Genomic DNA, 18,608 nt, shown 5'->3' with positions numbered 1-18,608 from the left:
AATGATAAATTCTCCCGAACGTCGGGCGACCCGGCATTATATTGATATCTGTGGAAAGCAGAAACTATTTCTTCCTGCAGACTGATCAATCACAAATGTCGCACTGATGAATGGTCTATCCACTGCAAAACAGGCTGCCATTGCTCCAGATCCTTTTCGACCCTGGATGGTGCAACATCCCATAAGGTGGCTCCATGCGCTGCCAATTGTATGTAATTTTGAGTATCTCGCAGATAGCCAAGAACCGGCAACCCCAACTGCCCGGCGTAATGACGCAACTGATCGGCAGATCGGCTGCGGACATTCACCCGCATACCCAGAATACCAACCCGGCAAGCATGCTCGCGCTTCGCCAGTTTGTTTAAAAACTCTTCCGTCGCCAGAATGTCGAAAATAGAAGGCTGCACAGGCACAATGACGGTATCGGCAAGTTTCAGAATGACGTCGAGCTTACTGCCTTTCAAACCGGCGGGGGTATCAAGCACAACATGACTGGTGCCTTTGGGAGGTCTGGCGACGGCATTGTCATCCATTTCCCACGCAGTAATCGCGGGCAAATTCGCAGGACGCAAACCTAACCAGGTGCGGGAGGACTGCTGGACATCCGTATCACCCAGCATAACCCGCTTTCCCTGTGCAGCAAAATAGCCGGCCAGATTCGTAGCAAATGTACTCTTTCCCGCACCACCTTTAGGATTGGCAACAGCAATAACGCGCATACGGACACCTCGTTCAGAATGAGACAACAGACCATTACAGTTCAAATGCGGATGACAATATTTGCTCGCGTTAATCAGCTTGCTGGCAGGACTTTGCCCCGACCGGTAAGCGATGGGGATCAGCTGTTTGGAATCAGTAATGCCATTTGCTCAGGACTCAGGTAACACCACTCGCCTTCTGCCAGCCCCAGAGAGTTCAGCGTTAACTGACCGATCGCCGTGCGTTGCAACGCCGCGCAGTGATTACCTGCCGCCGCCAGCATACGCTTTACCTGATGGTACTTCCCTTGTTCGAGCACGATTTCAATTTTATATGTGTCCAACTGATGGCATATCTGTGCTGCCAGCGGGGCTGGCTCGTCATGCAGCTGAACGCCATTTAATAAAGTGTTCACCAGTTCATCAGTGACCGGCTCAGCAGTTGTGGCCAGATACACTTTCGGAATATGACGTTTCGGCGATGACTGTGCGTGAATAAACGGCCCGTCATCGGACATCAATAACATCCCGGTCGTATCGTGATCCAGACGGCCGACAGGCTGCACATCGCGCCAGCTGAATTGTTCCGGCAACAGCGTCAGCACACCAGGGTGATGGCTAGGCTTACGTGAACATTCAAAATTAGCGGGTTTATTGAGTGCAATATAAACGTGTTCGCGGTATTGCCAGTCTTCGTCAAAAATCCGGAACACCAGGCCATCAGTCTCCAGCGTTTGTTTATAGTGGTCAACAACTTCACCGTTAATGCTGATCTCGCCGTCTTCAATCAATTCACGACAGTATTTGCGTGTGCCAAAGCCCTGCGATTGCAGGATGCGGTCTAAAGATAATTTACTCATGGTGCGACTGTAGCAGAATTAAGACGGTCAAAGCTAGAGGCCAGGAAAAAGCGATGCGCGATCACTGGCCGTTAGCGACACGGGCGACGCGCGGCAGAGTAATTTTGAAACAGGTTCCCTTACCCAGCTGACTTTCGACCGTGATATTACCGCCCAATACTTCTTTGGTAAGGTTATAGACGATATTCAGACCAAGACCACTGCCGCCCTGCCCCAGACGCGTGGTAAAAAAAGGATCAAATATACGTCCGAGATTCGCAGGAGGAATCCCTTTACCATCGTCCGCGACAAGGATCTCGATATGATCAGCATCAATCAATTTCGCAGAAATCGACACACGGCCACGTTTGTCAGGCTCAAAGGCGTGGATAAATGCATTATTGATGAGATTCGTCATGACCTGACCTAATGCGCCGGGATAACTATCCATCATGAATTTGGGTGGAAGCTCAGCCACAACCGTATATTTGGTTTTACGTATCATCGGCCCCAGCGTTGTGATCAGCTCATCCATCATGCCATCCAGCGCAAAAATCCGCCGGTTGGCACTGGTGCGGTCAACCGCCACCTGTTTGAAACTCGTCACCAATTCAGATGCTTTGCTCAGATTACGTAACAGGAGATCACTGCCAAGTCTGGCATTTTTTAAGTAGTCATCCAGTACCGACTTGCGGATACCATGTTCGTACTGTTTCAGGAAATCATCGGTTTGCTGCTGCAGTGTGCTGGCGACTGTGACACAAGTACCGATAGGCGTGTTCAGTTCATGCGCGACTCCGGCAACCAGTGAACCCAGAGCGGCCATTTTTTCTGTTCTGAGCAATTCCTGCTGTGCACGTTGCAAATTTTCGAGAACAATCGTCAGCTCGGCATTTGCCTCTTCGAGCTCATGGGTACGTTCGAATACACGCTTTTCCAGCGTCTGATTCATATTCCGGATATTCAGCTCATTCTGACGCTTTTCAGTGATGTCCTCCTGCACCAGCACTAACAAAGGCTCGTTACCAATGCGGATGATACGACCGGATACCTGGCACAGCAGGTTTTGTTCGCCTGTGCCACAACGGCACCACGCTTCGTAGGAATGTATCTCTCCCTCACGCTCAAGAATACGCACGATGCGCTCAAAGTCTTCCGGATTACGCCAGAGCTGTGCTTGCATTTCAGGATTGTCGAGTGTTGTCCCGCATTCCCATTTGAACTGGCGCAGCCAGGCATCATTCACATCCACGATAGAATAATGCTCGCTTTTCCGTAACACCGTCATCGCGACCGGGGACGACTGGAAAATCGCGATGAATTTATTTTCGGTATCCCGTAATTCCTGCTCAACCCGGGAACGCTCCATTAATTCTTGCTGCAATACCTGATTCTGCGCATCCCGCTCGGCAATCAGGCTTCCCAGATTCAGACGCATCTGATCAAGCCCGTGCGCAAGATTACCGATCTCATCCTGACGCTTCCATTCCAGCGCCTTATTGAGCTCACCGGCAGATAACAGCAGAGTCGCTCTTTGCAACTCTTGTATTGGCCGCACTATCCTGCGATCAAAGACGACCCAGATCAGGATAAAAGAAAATATCACCTGCGCCAGCAACGCAAACAGCAGCTTCAGAATATCGTCAAAAACATCGCGGTATACGTAAACGGAGGTCAGCTCAAGCGATACTTTACCTATCACCTTCTGATCCAGTCTGATATCACGCTGCAGACTGACAATATTATTTTTGGAGTGTTGCTCTTTTTCGAGATGAACAAAGACAGTGCCAGCCTCGTCAGTAATGGTAACGCCGTTCACTTCACGGTTACGCATCACTGCCTGCACAAACTGCGCGGCAACTTCTTTATCGACGTTCCATAAGGGAACTTCCATTGCCTTCGATAACATGTCCGCATACTGAGACATGGGACTGTAAACCCGCAACTGCATTTCCCGCTCGTAACGGGTCTTGACCGCAAAATAACCGAATAACATGGCTGGCAGCAAAATGCCGACAGCCACGCCGATAATAGATATTTGTCGCAGCGACAGATTACGCAAAAGAGGTCTCAATCTGAACAATCTCTATTTAGCTTGTTGCTTGCGCCACAATTGAATATTCGATGACACCAGTTTGTTCATCAGATTTTGTTTGTCGAGCTTGTACAAGGCTTTTGCTATCCGCCCACGCAGTTCCGGCGTGTTGCATGGCGATTTATGAGAAATCGTCAGGTATAAATTTTCGTTGGTGATCGGCGGTAACAAGGGCTTGAGATTCTGGATATTCATTTTCGCTATATAAGCATGCCCCGGGTCTTCTTCGTAGATCAGATAATCTGCGCGCGATAATGTCAGCAGGGTAAGCGCCTGCTCCAGACTGGCCACAGTGGCAACCTTAAGCGACTCGCTAGCGTAGCGATCGAAGTCTTCACCAAAGCTGTTGTTGATCACGGTGATACCTCGCTTGCCGACCAGATCCCGCCATCTTTTATAAGTCAGCTGACTGTCTTTTCTGACCCAGATAACAGTACGGGTTTCACGAAACGGCGGATAAAAGTAATCCATGTAATCGAAGCGTGGCAAGGTTAAAAATGCACCTGCCAGCAAATCAACGCGTCCCAGTTTGGCTTCCTCCTGTACCCGTCCCCAGGGGCCGATGTATTTCACTTCGACCGGAATACCGAGCTCTTTCGACAGCAATTGCATGAGATCGGCATTCGCTCCGATCAGATGGGTTTCATCGTCGGGATCACGCCATAAAAAGGGAGGATATTCAGGGTTGCCAGTGGCGATGAGCTTCTTACATGCGTCTTCAGCGAGAGCACCGGAGCAGCCGAACGCGGAGCCAAGAATCATGAGTGTACCTGTAATGCGCAACAAGGCTGCGGTACTAAAGAGGCATCTCATGGTGCAAGAATCTCCACGTCTTTGATTGATCAAGTTTGCAGTCTATCGTCAGTACAGACGCGAAGCAAGAAATCAGTTTCAGTGTTGCAATATTCAATCTCTGCGGGGAAAAGCCATCACCGCGACTTACACAAGCAAAAACGCGGCTTCACCCCACAGATAAATTAACAATTAACGGCGGACTATGCTGTTGCCAGAAGCGCGAACCAGATCGCCAGTCTGATACCCGGGATCATTCTCGAACTGATAATTCTGCTTGCTACCGTTGTCATATTGCACTGTCACATTCCAGATTTTGCTGCTTTTTACTTTTTGTTCAATTTTGTGCCCTGCCATCGCACCACCTGCAGCGCCGGCAATAGTTGCCAGATCGCGACCAGTTCCACCACCAACCTGATTACCCAGCAAAGCACCGGCAACACCGCCCGCGATCACGCCCAGAGCACCTCCTTCGCCTTCTTTTTCACTCACATTAACGGCGGTAACACGGCCGCAATCGGCACATATCTGCTGATTTTTACTGCTGCCTTGTCCATTGCTGTAAGTGTTGTTATACGAACTGGCCTTTTTTGCGCTCTCCAGCGCGCTGTTATAAACCGCCTTCGCATCACGCAGACATTGCATGCGGGCTGTCGAACTGGTTTCTTCTGCACATAATTTCTTATCATCCGCATAGCGCGCTGCAGCCTGACGGGAAGCTTCCGCATATTGTTGTTTCGCGCCGGAAGAATTCTGCGCATAAGCACCGCTGACAAATGTCAGCAATATCGCAGTCGCAATGAAACTTTTTTTCATGATCATCTCCTAAAAGTAAAAGCATCTGTCTGCTTTTAACATCTGATGCAAAGGAAATCACTAGGCAGTGATTTCCTAATGTAACGGCGTTGCCGTGATTTTGCTGACACTTCTTACATTTACTCACATTTTTTCATGTACGGGCAAAAAGCATGAGCACAAAACAAACAAACCCACCCTGAGGCGGGTTTGAACAGATCCGAACGGGAAAGTACCCGTCACCACCCAGCAATCAGTTGAACCCCAGTCGTTTAATTGCCGACAAGGCCAGAACGACCTCAGTAGTGGCAGTTGAAAATGCGGTCCCATGACTCAGAGCATCTTCTGCCTGGTCATATCTTCCACTATTAATCAGTTCGCCGACCTGGCCGGCTACACGGTGAAAACGGGCATGATTTTCAACCAGTGTTGTAAATGACTGTCTGTCGCGCAGACGCTGACCATCCGAGTAAATCCATTTCCCAAGAGCACAGCAATCATCGCGGCACAATGTTTTCACATCAACGTGTGCAGCCGTTTCAATCGCATCACGTAATTTCACCTTCCACAAACGGTGAGCATCAATGATGCCGTCAATGTCTATACCTTCGACGATCACAGGCTGTTTGTTTCCCGGCAAACGGAATTCATCGACCTGTGCTGCGAGTCTGACTGCAACGCTGCGCTGAGAATTTGCGGCAGTCGCCGTCTGTTCAACCAGATTCGCATTGGCCTGGGTATTGCGGTCAAGTTCACTGACTGCCTCACCTATCTGTGCCACACCCATACTTTGTTCACGTGCGCCATTCGCTACATCGTCGAGCAACACTTTAATTCTGTCTGCATTCGCGACGATTTCATTCATGGCCTCACCGGCAGTCTGAACAACCGTCGTTCCCGCAGAAATTTCAGTCGTGGTATCTGAAATCAACACCTTAATTTCTTTCGCCGCTTGCGCACTGCGCCCCGCCAACGCGCGGACTTCCGATGCCACGACAGCAAAGCCGCGGCCCTGCTCACCTGCACGGGCTGCTTCCACCGCGGCGTTCAATGCGAGGATATTAGTCTGAAAGGCGATGCCATCGATCACACTGATGATGTCGCTGATCTTTCTCGACGACTCCTGTATTCCTTCCATGGTCTTGACCACGCTATGCATCACGTCTCCACCACGTGTCGCCGTCGCTGCATTCTCTATCGCAATCAAAGAAGCCTGGCGAACGGAATCTGCCGTCATCTGTACGGTTGAAGTTGTCTGTTCCAGTGCTGCAGAAGATTCTTCCAGTGCGGAAGCCGCTGATTCCGTACGCGCAGATAAATCCAGCGTACCCTGCGCAATCTCGATACTGGATGCAACCACACTGTCACTGGCAATCTGTACCTGCTGTACAGTGTCGCGCAGAGATTTCTGCATATTATTCAGCTCTTTAAGTATGGAAGCAATTTCATCTCTGCCCGCACTGCCGATTTCTGTCCGCAGGTCGCCCATGGCGATATTGATCAGTTGATTTTTTACTTTCGCGATACCGGCTCTCATCGAGTTATAAAAACCGATAAACAGATAAGCCGCAATACACAGACTGAGAACGGAAACAATCACCGTCGTTACCAGCGTGCTCTTTATTGCAGACTCACGCTCAGCCAGCATGGCATCCAGCACGGATAAATTTTTCCCCACCTGTTCAAACTGACTTTTCAACGTGCCGTTGACGGTGCTGACATACTCCGCCTGATCTGCAACAACAACTGTCGCGCCCGGTGCAAAGTTCTTTTTCGCGGTACTGACCAATTTATCGGTGATCTCTGCGGCAGAGTCTGACAACATAGAAAAATGACGCTGGGAAGCGAGCTTGACCGTCGCCAGATCCTGCGCAACCAGTTTCCTCTCGTTCTCGATCAATGCAAGATTGGCAGCAATTTTTACCGCCAGGTCCGGCGTTACTTCTCCGGCTTTGTATGCCGCGCGCCCCAGTCGTCCCAGATCGGACACATTCAGAAGTATGCCGGGTGTACGCAACAGCAAGGCACTCATCAGATGATACGAAGCCAGTTCAGGATCCAGCGCCAGGCTGGAGCCATTATTCACCTTGTTCTGTAACACAATCAGACTCTGAAACAGCGCCGTCACGCTCTGATAGGCTTCGTCAGGATTGTTATTGACGGATGAAGCGGCTTGCAACGCCGTTTTCGACAAATTCAACGTCGTCGTGGTATCGAGCTTGTCACCCGCTTCTCGATCGATGTTTTCAACTTTTCTGAAGGCCTCTTCAAAATTTGCACGCATCTCATCAATCCGCGCACCAGGCTCACCCAGTATCTGCAAACGTGTGTGGTAGCGCCAGTTAATTGCAGATTCCATCGCAGCATACAACGCAGTCGAGTAACGCACTCCGGCACGCTCTTTCTTTGCAAATGTCAGATCCTGATTCACAACTTTCAGATAAGACACGGAAAGACAAATCACCGGCAGCATAAAAGCGGCGCTGATGAGTAACATTTTCAGAGGGAATTTTAATTGCCCCATTAACACGGAGCCGGGATGCCATAAGCCTAGGTGTAACAGACGATGAATCAGTTTTTTCATGTATGAAGATAACCTAAAAAGAAATATGCAGGTTCTATATTAATTCATTTAGGCAATGAACAATTATCACAATAGTATTTATTTAACGATATTAAACAATCCTTCCACAAACTTTGATTTTTCTTAAACGAACAACGGACAGGGGCCGCCAGATTCGTTTGCATCGTCTTTTTTCCGACGCGAAAAAGGCTGGTAAAAATGGCTAACACACAATCCGGATTACGGCATCTGACAACAAAAAAGGCACCTCAACAGGTGCCTTTTTTTTCATGACGCTGCTTTTATAACTTCGCTTTAATCAGCTTGCCTAATTTTTCCACGCCTTCATTGATACGCTCAGGTGAAACCGTCACGAACGATAAACGCATGGTATTTTTGGCCGGCTCATTCGCATAGAAAGGCCCGCCCGGCACAAACGCCACGTTCTGCTTGATCGCCTCGTTCAACAACTCGTTGCTATCGATATGTGATGGCAAAGTGACCCAGATAAACATGCCCCCCTCTGGCTTCGTCCATTCAATGCCTGCCGGGAAAAATTTCGTTAATGCATCCAGCATCACCTGACACTGACGTGCGTAGAAGGTACGGATGGTCGGGATATGCTCACCGAGGAAACCATCCTTGATCACTTCATAGACCGCCATTTGTGTCAGTTGTGAGGTATGCAGATCAGCCGCCTGCTTTGCCTGTTCCAGCTTACGGATCAGCGTTGTCGGGCCCACTACGTAACCGAGACGAATACCTGGCGTCAGCACTTTGGAGAACGAGCCCATGTAGATCACACCATCCGGGTTCATGTTCAGCATCTTAGGTAAAGGTTCACCGGAGTAACACAAATCGCCGTAAGGATTATCTTCGATCAGAGGAATACCCATGCGGGCACAGGTTTCGACCAGTTCGATGCGACGTTCCACCGACATGGTACGACCGGTCGGATTCTGGAAGTTCGGCAAAGCATACATCAGGCGTGCGCCTTCACCTTTGGCTGCGACCGACGCAGGGATCAGCCCATGCGCGTCAGTATCAACAGAAACGAACTCTGGCTGATACACAGAAAATGCCTGCAACGCGCCGAGATAGCTTGGTGTTTCAACCAGGATTTTGCTGCCTTCATCAATCAGCACTTTACCGATCAGATCCAGTGCCTGCTGCGAGCCGGACACCATCAGTATCTGGTCAGGTGCAATCTTGCAGTCGGGCGTGGACAAGGTATTTGCGAGAAATTCACGCAATGGTGCATAACCATCGCTGGTACCGTATTGCAGCGCAGATTTGCCTTGTGTCGCCAGGACTTTATCAAAGGCCGCCCGCATGCGTTCAACCGGGAAAGTCTCCGGCGATGGCAGACCACCGGCGAAGGAAATGACTTCAGGACGCGATGTCACTTTCAAAATCTCGCGTATCACTGAGCTTTGCAGTTGCTCAGCGCGTTCGGAAAACTTCCAATTGATAGGGGTAGGATTTTTAAGTTTCATGCTGATCTCACTAGAAGTCATGCCTTGTCAGGCAAAAAATATTGTCATCGGCCAGGGGCTGCTGCAGTACTGATGACGGCAGCAGAAACACCTTGACACTTTTAAACCAGGGATACGCAGATGCAAAAAGCGGTTAAGCAATGCAGCGCAGAGGCGCGCGCTTAAGCCACTTCGACGATCAGTTCAATCTCAACGCAGGCACCCATAGGAATCTGGGCCACGCCGAATGCGGAGCGCGCATGTTTACCCTGATCACCGAATACTTCCACCAGCAATTCGGAAGCACCATTCGTGACCAGATGCTGTTCGGTAAAGTCAGGTGTGGAATTCACCAGGCTCATCAGTTTGACGATGCGTGTCACGCGGGTCAGGTCACCGCCGCAAGCAGCATTAAGTGTCGCAATCAGATCAATCGCCACGGCACGCGCTGCCTGTTTGCCTTCTTCTGTGGTGATATTTTTACCGAGCTGACCCGCCCAGACTTTGCCGTCTTTTTTGGCGATATGGCCGGAAATAAAAATCGTTTTCCCAGTCTGCACATACATCACATACGCGGCGGCTGGGGTTGCAACAGCGGGCAATTCTATATTCAGTGCTTTGAGTTTTTCGTAAATGGACGATTTCGACATAGTAATTCCTGAAAAAGTAAGTCAGTCGTCAGTAACTGGCTTACATAAAATAATATAAACGGTTTTTCGATAGCGATCTGCTCACTGCCACGCTCACTGCTACGGTAACCAAGCCTGCTATTGTAACGCCGCTTCAAACGCAGAGGGGAAGATGCTTGCGGCTGACAGGCAATCTCAATGCCAGCCGTTGAGCTGCCTGTGTTGCGATTACAAGCTGAACATCCAGACTGCCGTCAGCGCCAGCGAAATTCCCATCAACAGATTAAAGCGACGCAGACGCTGGCCTTGCGACAACCAGTGACGCAAACGATCACCCATCCATGCCCACGTCAGCAAACTCAGAGCACTGGACAAGGCGAAACCGATGCTCATCCAGCTCATTCTCGACAAAAAATCGTGCTGACCAATCGCATACGTCGAAGTTGCGGCCACCAGCATCATCCAGGCTTTCGGATTCACGATCTGAAACAAGGCTGCTTCCTGCACACTCAGCGGTTGCATGCTTTTGCTGTCAGACAGGCTCGCGGAAAAACACAAACGCCAGGCCAGCCACAACAAATAACCATTCCCCGCCACTTTCATCAATACCACCAGCACAGGCACGCCCTGCAACACGGCTGCACCACCCATGCCGACTGCCCACATCATCAGCACAAAACCGAGAGGCACACCCATCACTTGCGGCAACGCCGCGCGCAAGCCGTGATTGACACCCGTGGTCGCCGCAATCGCGACATTCGGGCCGGGCGTAAATGAGCCTATCCAGGCGAAAACCGAAAAGGCAATAAATTCAGTCAAAGGCATCACAGCCCTCCTTAAGCAAGACAGCGTTTATTATCAACAATCACTTAAATATACTGGAGGGGAGTATCTGTAGAGCCCCTTATTTTCTGGAGGGATTAAGCTGCTTTTGGCAGATACTCCCCCTTTTTTCTGATTCTGCGTGATCGCAGAAGAGAAGCGGAACGCGCTAGCCCGCAACCGTCGCTGATTCTTCCGAAGGATTCAGCGCCGTCATCGGCAACGCAGTGGTGCGATCCACATCAGCAGTCAGTATGCTCAGTGCGGACACGTCCTTTCCATCTGCTTCAATCACCGCATGACGCAATGGCGGCAATGGCAACAGATCACCGGCACGCAACCAGTAATCAGTCTCGTCGCCTTCCACCGTCACCCACACCAGACCACAATGGATATGCAGAGTCAGCATGTGTTCCGGGACAACAGAAATCAGCGTTCCCGGCGCTAATTGTTGTATTGCTGGAAAATCGGTAGATGGCATGATGTCTCCTTGTGAGCCAATAACGACGGGAAAGATTTCTGCCCGCTTTTTAATCAGTGTTTGTGTTATCCTAAACGCAAAAACCAATACAGTACCAGTACAATAAAAAAGATAATTAACGTACTGTTCCGGTCATTTATCCAATACACAGTTTTTGATTGCCCGCAGGAGACACTTCATGCCAACGCCGATGTTTTATATTTCCCGTGATGCGGACAGTTCGCTGGTCGAACAAATCGTCACCGCCGTCGCCAACCGCATCGATGACAAACTATTGCGGACCGGCGCGCGCATGCCGTCGATACGCCAGTTCGCCGATGAGCAGAATGTCTCGCGTTTTACGGTGGTCGAAGCCTATGATCGTTTGGTCGCAAAGGGCTATCTGGAATCACGTCGCGGTGCCGGATTTTTTGTGCGCGAACGCGCCTCAATGCTGACGAATACCCCGGCCAATCCGCAAACGGCAGCGGCATCAGAACAACTCGATGTGGTGTGGCTGGTACGCAATATGTTCCGCCAGTTACCGCCGCAAAAAATGCCCGGTTCCGGCGTTCTGCCGCACGACTGGCTCGATGGTGAGCTGGTCGCGAATGGTTTGCGCGCGATCAGCCGGCTGAATCAGAATTTGCTGCTGCATTACGGAATTCCACAAGGCTTCCTGCCGCTGCGCCAGCAGTTGCAACTGAAACTCGCCGAGCTGGAAATTGCCGCTGCACCGGAGCAGATCGTCATGACGACTGGCGTGACGCAGGCGCTGGATCTGGTGGCACGCGAATTCACCCGTCCCGGCGACACCATCTTTGTCGATGATCCGGCCTGGTTTCTGATGTTCGGTTCGTTCGCGATACTCGGCGCCAAAGTGATTGGCATACCACGCTTGCAAGACGGGCCGGACGTGGCGAAACTCGCGGAACTGGCCGCCATCCACAAGCCCAAGCTCTACATCATCAATTCGGTAATGCATAACCCGACCTCGACCTCACTGTCGGCGGCAAAAGCATTTCAGGTATTGAAGACGGCTGAACAACATGATTTCATGATCGTCGAAGATGATATTTACTGCGACATGCATCCCGGTGCGGCGGTGCAGTCTGCGACCAGAATTGCCGCGCTCGATCAGCTTAACCGCGTGATTTATCTGAGCGGTTTTTCCAAAACGCTGGCAGCAAATTTACGCGTCGGCTTTATCGCCACCTCGCCGGAACTTGCGCTGCGGCTGTCCGATCGCAAAATGTTATCGACCCTGACAACCACAGAAATCGGCGAACGCGTGGTGTATAAAATTTTGTCAGAAGGCCATTACCGCAAACACGTTGACCGCATCCGCGTCAAACTCGACGGCGTGCGCGACGACATCACCAAACGACTCGACAACATCGGTATCAAAGTCGATTACCGTACACCGGCTGGCATGTTTCTGTGGGCAGAAACCGGCGTTGATACCAACAAACTGACAGAAAAAGCTTTTGAACAAGGCTATCTGCTGACGCCGGGCAGCCTGTTTTCACCGCACCAGATGCCATCGACCAAAATGCGTTTCAATATCGCCGCCATGAGCGACCCCGGCATCTGGGATTTTTTGAAAAAAGAATTAAAGTAAAAACGCATGGCATCGCCCTGCTCTTTGCGGCAGGGCTATGCCTGCCGGCGTTATCAGCATCAGCGCAGGCGCATAACACGATAGTGCTTGCGCGATTAGGCTGTCAGAGCATATCTATGCTACATTCTCACCCTGCTTTTTAACCATTCCGCACCGAAATTATGCCTTTTACGCAACGCCTTGCTGAAAAACTGACAGAGATTTGTTCTGCCTTCAGCACGTCTGCGACTGGCTGTTGCTGCTGTTGTTGAATCTGCCCGATTTTCCGCCGGTGTTGGCAATACAAACATTGAGCGACCAGATTTCATGACACCGTTTTATTCTTCTCTCTATTCATTTGCACACAACGATGGACATACTTCTTTACGATAACTGGGAACGCCGCCTGCGCCCTTTCACCCCTTTGCGCAATGACTGGGTGGGGCTGTATTGCTGCGGCCCGACCGTGTATGACTACGCTCACATCGGCAACCTGCGCACCTATCTGTTTGAAGACATTCTGCGCCGCACGCTGGAATGGAACGGCTACAACGTGCGCCACGTCATCAACATCACTGACGTCGGCCATCTGGTGTCGGATGGTGACGATGGTGAAGACAAAATGGAAAAAGGCAGCCGCAAAGCCGGTGAATCGGCATGGCAGATCGCTGACCGTTTTACCATCGCGTTCAAAAATGACTTGAAAAGCCTGAACGTGCTGGAACCAGCCATCTGGTGCAAAGCGACCGATCATATCGCCGAGCAGATTGATTTCATCTCCTGCATAGAAAAAAACGGCTATACCTACCGCACCAGCGACGGTATTTATTTCGACACCAGCAAGCAGGATGATTACGGCTATCTGGCGCGCATCAAACGCGATGCGATCAAGGCCGGCAGCCGCGTGGAGCTGGGTGAAAAACGTCATGCGACCGATTTCGCTTTGTGGAAATTCAGCCCTGAAGGCGAACAGCGCCAGATGGAATGGGATAGTCCGTGGGGACGCGGTTTTCCTGGCTGGCACATCGAATGCTCTGCAATGTCGGCCAAATATCTGACACCGTGGTTCGATATTCATTGCGGTGGCGAAGACCACATCGCGATTCATCACAGCAATGAGATCGCGCAGAATCAGGCTTGCCACGGCACGCGTCTGGCGAACTTCTGGATGCATGGTTATTTCCTGCAAATCGATTCCGGCAAGATGTCGAAATCGAGCGGCGATTTCCTGCGTCTGCAAACCCTGCTCGATCAGCATATTGACCCGCTCGCGTATCGCTATCTGTGTCTGACTGCACATTACCGCAGCCAGATGCAATTCAGCTTCGAAGCTTTGCAGTCTGCGCAAACCGCCCTGCAACGCCTGCGTGACACGTTTTATGCATGGCCCGCAGGCGGCAGCGTGCATGCCGGATTCAAAGAAAAATTCACCGCGTTTGTGAATGAAGATCTGAACGTGCCACGCGCACTGGCACTGGTCTGGGAAATGCTGAAATCAGATCTCAGCGATGCCGATAAAAAAGCGACGGTGGCTGAATTTGATCGCGTCTTTGGACTCGGGCTCGCCAGCTGGGAACCGCGTGCATTGGAAATTCCTGCCGAAGTACAAAACCTCGCCGAGCAACGCCTGGCCGCCCGCGCAGCGAAAAACTGGGCCGAAGCCGACCGTCTGCGCGCTGAATTACATGCGCTCGGTTTTGAAGTCGAAGACAAAGCGGGCAGTATGAATATCAAGCGCCTTTAAGCATCTGCCGGACACGCGTTTTGCATCCATTGATGTAAAAAAAGCCGCAGTTCATCTGCGGCTTTTTTATTGTGCCGACGCTGATTCAACAGCGGTGGTCTTTGCAGGCATCAGCTACTACACGCCGGTTATAAACCACGCGCCATTCCACCCAGTCTCGTAGTGCCATTGATCAAAAACGAGGGGACGCAAGCAATATGCTCCGACGGTTTCGCCGGGCAATCCGTACGTTCCAACAGAGATGTTGCGCCCCGTTTTGTCATCGCCTGAAATGCGGAATCCGTATTGGCATAAGGCACAGTCGTATCGTCCCGCCCGTGAAAAAACTGAATCGGTGATTGAGGCGTCCAGTCATTCACATTACTTTGTATTCGAATGCTGGCATCGTCATCGTTGAGGAAATTATCCAGAAATGTCGGATCAAAGCTGATGTCACTCTGACTACCCAGAACCGAGGAGAGCAGCAGCTTACGCACATTCGCTCTGTCATTAGCGCCGAGCAGTTTCAGAAACCCCGGACTGATCAGCGCGCCAAGAAGCGGATTTTCTTTACGCACACTATCGAGCATCGTATTCAGCGTCAGTACCACGTCGTAGGGACCAGCGCCGATATAGGTACTGACTGGCAAACTGGCATTTGCTGCCCTGTTTTGCGTCATGAAACGCAATGTTGCCATGGAGGCGTAAGCCCCTTCTGAATAGCCCGTTAAAAACACCTGACCGTTGTCAGCGATTGATTTCATCTGACGCCAGCGCGAAGTCGCCGTCATGAAATCGACGACGGAAACAGCCGTTGGCGTTGCCAGCAAATACGGATGCGGCAATCCTTTGGTGGTGCCATATCCGACATAATCGGCAGCACTGACCAGGTAACCCAGCGAAGCGAACAATACCGCAGGCTCGTCCGCCGTAGCATGGTTACTTGGTGCTTCCGCGTCCGTTTTAATGGTTGCGTGCTGATAGCTTAATACCGGACTGGTCAGGCCGCCGGTCTTGCGCGGAATAGCCGCAAGACCAGACGCAGTCACGCTGCGCCCTGCCGCGTCGGAAGTGGTATAGGTAATTTTGTAGGTATCGACGGCATACAACGGTCTGATTGCGGCAGCGACATCTTTATTCAGCGCTGCAGCAACATCTGCTGCATTAATCGTCTGTATAAACGTCGCAGCCTCAAAATGCCCCGCGCCAACCGGGTTCGGCACTTCTGGGGTGATGACAGGTGTCACGGTCGGGCTTGAAGAACCGCCACCGCAACCAGCAAGAACAGCGGACGTCGCCATTACGACCGTCAGTAAAGGGCGATGTAAAAACAGCGGTAAAAATTGCGACATCATATTCACTCCAATCAGGATGCATACACAGACATTGATCCGATTGACGAACCAGATCAGGAACAGCGTCCAGCGAACTGCCGGTGACCGTGACGGTGACAACAACTGTCAAAACAATTATAACAATTGATACATTACTACAATTACAACTGGGAAGATCTGTTGATGCTTTCGCTTTTAATATGCGCCGTAACATCAATGACCTGAGTTTTTTTATTAATGAATTTGTCGCGGTAATTTACATATAGCGCCATGCATCACAATACTTTTTCCAGCAACAACCTGACGCCGGTTTGCCGGGGTGTTGCAACAGATCTCGTCTGACTGCCCTGATTCATATAAGTGTCATCCGCTACCGCAGTCTGGTGCAGCGCATTAGTGAGCGATACGCGCAGTTGCGTGCCGGATGCCAGTTTCCACAGGCTGTAAAGATCGAGCATGCGTGTGACGCTGGTATAGCTGCTGAGTAAGGCAGAATTCTGCACCCGGCCGCCGCCCTGAAAATTGAAATTCAGGCCCATGCTGTGTGTATCGGTGCGACGATAATCCATGCCCAGATTCGCGGTCAGCGGCACCTGACTGCTCAGGCGATTATCCGGTCCCGGCACGCTGTCAAGACGCGACCAGTTACGTGCCGCATTCAGACGAATATCGATAGCGGGTGCCTGAGCGAACCACAGCGCCAGCGGAAATTTTGCATCCATTTCTACGCCAGCCACTTGCGCTTTACCCTGATTATCCGGCGACGTCACCCACTCGCCGTTCTGGCGGAATAGCTGAAACGTGGTGACATTCTGTATGCGACGGGCAAAGCCGGAGATACTCAGCATGCTGCTTTTGTCGAAGTAATGTTCGTAAGCGACATCCATGCCCCACGCCAGTTCCGGCAGCAAATTGGGATTGCCCTGGAAGTCGGAATTGGTCGGGCCATTGGCATTATTCACAGTGTAACGGCGCGGCACCAGATTGCGCGTCACCGGGGCTTTATAGGTGCGCGACAAGGCGAACCGCAGCTGATCTTTTTCTGTGCCCGGTAATTTCCACAAGGTCTGTATGACCGGGCTCCAGACGCTGGAACTGGTGTTGGTATCCACCATCGTGCGGCCTTGTATAGCGGTGCGCAAGCCTTCCCAGCGCAGCCCCAGATATGCTTGCCACTGGCGCGAAATATCCCATTCATCCTGCGCGAATAAGGCCAGACGGCGCACATCGGCGCGGTAGTTTTCATCCAGAAAACCGATGCTGCCGGGCGCACTTCCCGGCGCGTTGTGATCGTATTGCAGGCGCTGTTCGCTGCGGCGTATCAGCCCGCCATCCCAGCCGAAGGCGAGGCTGTGTTCGTCATTAAAACGCCACAGATATTTTCCGCTGGCGGTCAGACTCTGATCAATCGCATCTGACACCACATTACGGATGAACGGTGAATTCACGGTCGTTGAATAGCCATCGAAATAATAATCACTGACACGCTTGTTGTAGTTCAGGCTCAGCTTACTATCGAGCCGTGCATCCGGACTGAAACGATGATTCCAGCTCAGATCGCTGCGGATGCCGGTAATGTCGGCGCTGGAGCGGTAATCGTTGCGTGGATACGTTGACGAAGAACCGGACAAAGTCGTTTCGGCATTGCGCCCAGACATCGTGCTCTGACTGAATTCCAGCAGGCTTTGTGAGGTTAGTTGATCGCCATCTGCCATCGTCCAGTTCAGACGTGGCGCCAGACTGATTTTATTGGTCTTGAATTCTATGTGCTCATGAAACTGGCGCAAGTCCGTGAGATTCCCGGCGGCATCGCGTATCGTTTCCGTGGTCACAGGTTCTGAGCGGTTACGGCTCTGATTCAGGTTTGCATTCAGCGAATACGACAAGCCTGCGTTCTTATCTGCGAATTCGAGCGTGGCGCCCGGCGCTGTCGCACCATCGACATAGCTGGCAGTCAGTTTGAGCTGTCTGGTTGCGCGGGAAATACCTTTGCGCAGCACGATATTGATGCTGCCGGCAATCGCCTGCGCGCTGAATTCTGCCGTCGTCGTACGCATAATTTCTATGCGCTCGATCAGATCCGGCGACAAACTGTCGATAGAAAATCCACCCGGTACCGGCTCGCCATTCACCATGATTTGCGTATACCCCGCCCCCAGACCGCGCATACGGATGTCGCTGCCGACCACGGACACGCCGGGCAAACGTTTCATCACATCAGCGATGGCGGTATCACCGAATTGCAGCAGTTCGTCACGCCCGACAACAATTTTTGCCGCCGTGTCATTACGCCGCTGGCTGGCAGCACCGGGGCCGGACACTTCAACACTTTGTACTTTGTCAGCAGGTTTTTCAGTTTTTTGTTGATCCCGTTTTTCTTCGTCCGCTGCGCTCGCAAGATCCGGCAACATCACTGACAAGGTCAGCAGCAAAGGCAGAAGCCGGGGCGAAAAGTGGTCGGCGAGAGATTCCGGATAAAAGCGAAAAGGCATAAATGAAAAATTCAACATGGACGTTTGCAACACCGGATTGGTATTGGCTCAGTGCCGCATTTTACGTTGCCTTCAGGGAAAGAAAAATGTAATTCAGAAAAATTTCGCTGACACGTCTGCCGGGTTACATCGTCACTTATCAACGCTGGCAAAAAGAAGCATCAGGACAGCTAAAAACAACCCTGAGAAAGAACTGGAAAAAGCACACGGCAAGCCTGTATCCGCCCAAAAAAGCGTTTTCGGGGGAGTATCCTTCGATTTACGCTTCATCTCCTTATAAACAAAGGCGAT

At 51.2% G+C, this 18,608-nt stretch carries 15 protein-coding genes; 3 read left to right on the top strand and 12 right to left on the bottom strand.

Going from position 1 to position 18,608, the window contains the following annotated elements; all coding sequences use genetic code 11:
* Positions 1 to 89 precede the first annotated feature (89 nt).
* From ACPAOP_RS12830 to ACPAOP_RS12785, 10 genes are all read right to left on the bottom strand, one after another.
* A complete protein-coding gene (locus ACPAOP_RS12830) occupies positions 90 to 719 on the bottom strand; it encodes an AAA family ATPase (RefSeq protein ID WP_423679321.1) in 630 nt (209 codons plus the stop codon).
* 119 nt (positions 720 to 838) lie between these two features.
* Positions 839 to 1,558, bottom strand: coding sequence for a pseudouridine synthase (locus tag ACPAOP_RS12825; RefSeq protein ID WP_423708288.1), 720 nt, complete (start codon positions 1,556 to 1,558; stop codon positions 839 to 841).
* 61 nt (positions 1,559 to 1,619) lie between these two features.
* Positions 1,620 to 3,599 carry an ATP-binding protein gene (locus ACPAOP_RS12820; RefSeq protein ID WP_423708287.1) on the bottom strand — a complete coding sequence of 660 codons (1,980 nt, stop codon included), beginning with the start codon at positions 3,597 to 3,599 and terminating at the stop codon, positions 1,620 to 1,622.
* 24 nt (positions 3,600 to 3,623) lie between these two features.
* Positions 3,624 to 4,445 carry a substrate-binding periplasmic protein gene (locus ACPAOP_RS12815; RefSeq protein ID WP_423679324.1) on the bottom strand — a complete coding sequence of 274 codons (822 nt, stop codon included), beginning with the start codon at positions 4,443 to 4,445 and terminating at the stop codon, positions 3,624 to 3,626.
* A gap of 171 nt (positions 4,446 to 4,616) precedes the next feature.
* Positions 4,617 to 5,240 (bottom strand): glycine zipper 2TM domain-containing protein, encoded by a 624-nt coding sequence (locus ACPAOP_RS12810; protein ID WP_423679325.1) that lies wholly within the window; start codon positions 5,238 to 5,240, stop codon positions 4,617 to 4,619.
* Positions 5,241 to 5,472: 232 nt separating this feature from the next.
* Positions 5,473 to 7,803, bottom strand: a complete 2,331-nt coding sequence (locus ACPAOP_RS12805; protein ID WP_423708286.1) for a methyl-accepting chemotaxis protein — start codon at positions 7,801 to 7,803, stop codon at positions 5,473 to 5,475.
* 281 nt (positions 7,804 to 8,084) lie between these two features.
* Entirely contained in the window at positions 8,085 to 9,278 is a 1,194-nt protein-coding gene (locus ACPAOP_RS12800) for a PLP-dependent aminotransferase family protein (protein ID WP_423708285.1), read from the bottom strand.
* Between the two features lie 161 nt (positions 9,279 to 9,439).
* Entirely contained in the window at positions 9,440 to 9,907 is a 468-nt protein-coding gene (locus ACPAOP_RS12795) for a RidA family protein (protein WP_423679328.1), read from the bottom strand.
* Between the two features lie 207 nt (positions 9,908 to 10,114).
* Positions 10,115 to 10,711: a LysE family translocator gene (locus ACPAOP_RS12790; RefSeq protein WP_423708284.1), complete on the bottom strand. Its 597-nt coding sequence runs from the start codon at positions 10,709 to 10,711 to the stop codon at positions 10,115 to 10,117.
* Between the two features lie 166 nt (positions 10,712 to 10,877).
* Positions 10,878 to 11,189 carry a DUF2917 domain-containing protein gene (locus tag ACPAOP_RS12785; protein WP_423708283.1) on the bottom strand — a complete coding sequence of 104 codons (312 nt, stop codon included), beginning with the start codon at positions 11,187 to 11,189 and terminating at the stop codon, positions 10,878 to 10,880.
* 178 nt (positions 11,190 to 11,367) lie between these two features.
* On the opposite strand from ACPAOP_RS12785, the gene ACPAOP_RS12780 reads away from it, so the two are divergent.
* Together ACPAOP_RS12780 and cysS are read left to right on the top strand one after the other, a co-directional pair.
* Positions 11,368 to 12,789, top strand: coding sequence for a PLP-dependent aminotransferase family protein (locus tag ACPAOP_RS12780; protein WP_423679331.1), 1,422 nt, complete (start codon positions 11,368 to 11,370; stop codon positions 12,787 to 12,789).
* Between the two features lie 349 nt (positions 12,790 to 13,138).
* On the top strand, positions 13,139 to 14,512 hold the full coding sequence (gene cysS / locus ACPAOP_RS12775) for a cysteine--tRNA ligase (protein ID WP_423708282.1): 1,374 nt from the start codon (positions 13,139 to 13,141) through the stop codon (positions 14,510 to 14,512).
* A gap of 128 nt (positions 14,513 to 14,640) precedes the next feature.
* Here cysS and ACPAOP_RS12770 read toward each other — a convergent pair whose 3' ends face one another.
* Positions 14,641 to 15,843: an alpha/beta hydrolase family protein gene (locus ACPAOP_RS12770; protein ID WP_423708281.1), complete on the bottom strand. Its 1,203-nt coding sequence runs from the start codon at positions 15,841 to 15,843 to the stop codon at positions 14,641 to 14,643.
* Positions 15,844 to 16,100: 257 nt separating this feature from the next.
* The gene (locus tag ACPAOP_RS12765; RefSeq protein ID WP_423708280.1) at positions 16,101 to 18,317 is read right to left on the bottom strand and encodes a TonB-dependent receptor plug domain-containing protein; all 2,217 of its coding nucleotides are present in this window, start codon (positions 18,315 to 18,317) and stop codon (positions 16,101 to 16,103) included.
* A 16-nt stretch (positions 18,318 to 18,333) separates the two neighbouring features.
* Here ACPAOP_RS12765 and ACPAOP_RS12760 point away from each other — a divergent pair, with 16 nt between their 5' ends.
* Positions 18,334 to 18,597, top strand: a complete 264-nt coding sequence (locus tag ACPAOP_RS12760) for a hypothetical protein (RefSeq protein ID WP_423708279.1) — start codon at positions 18,334 to 18,336, stop codon at positions 18,595 to 18,597.
* Positions 18,598 to 18,608: the final 11 nt, after the last annotated feature.

The organism is Undibacterium sp. WLX3042 (genome assembly GCF_049544825.1).
Lineage (GTDB): Bacteria > Pseudomonadota > Gammaproteobacteria > Burkholderiales > Burkholderiaceae_D > Undibacterium.
The sequence above is the reverse complement of the archived record's forward strand: the minus strand, read 5'-3'. Positions and strand labels throughout refer to the sequence as shown.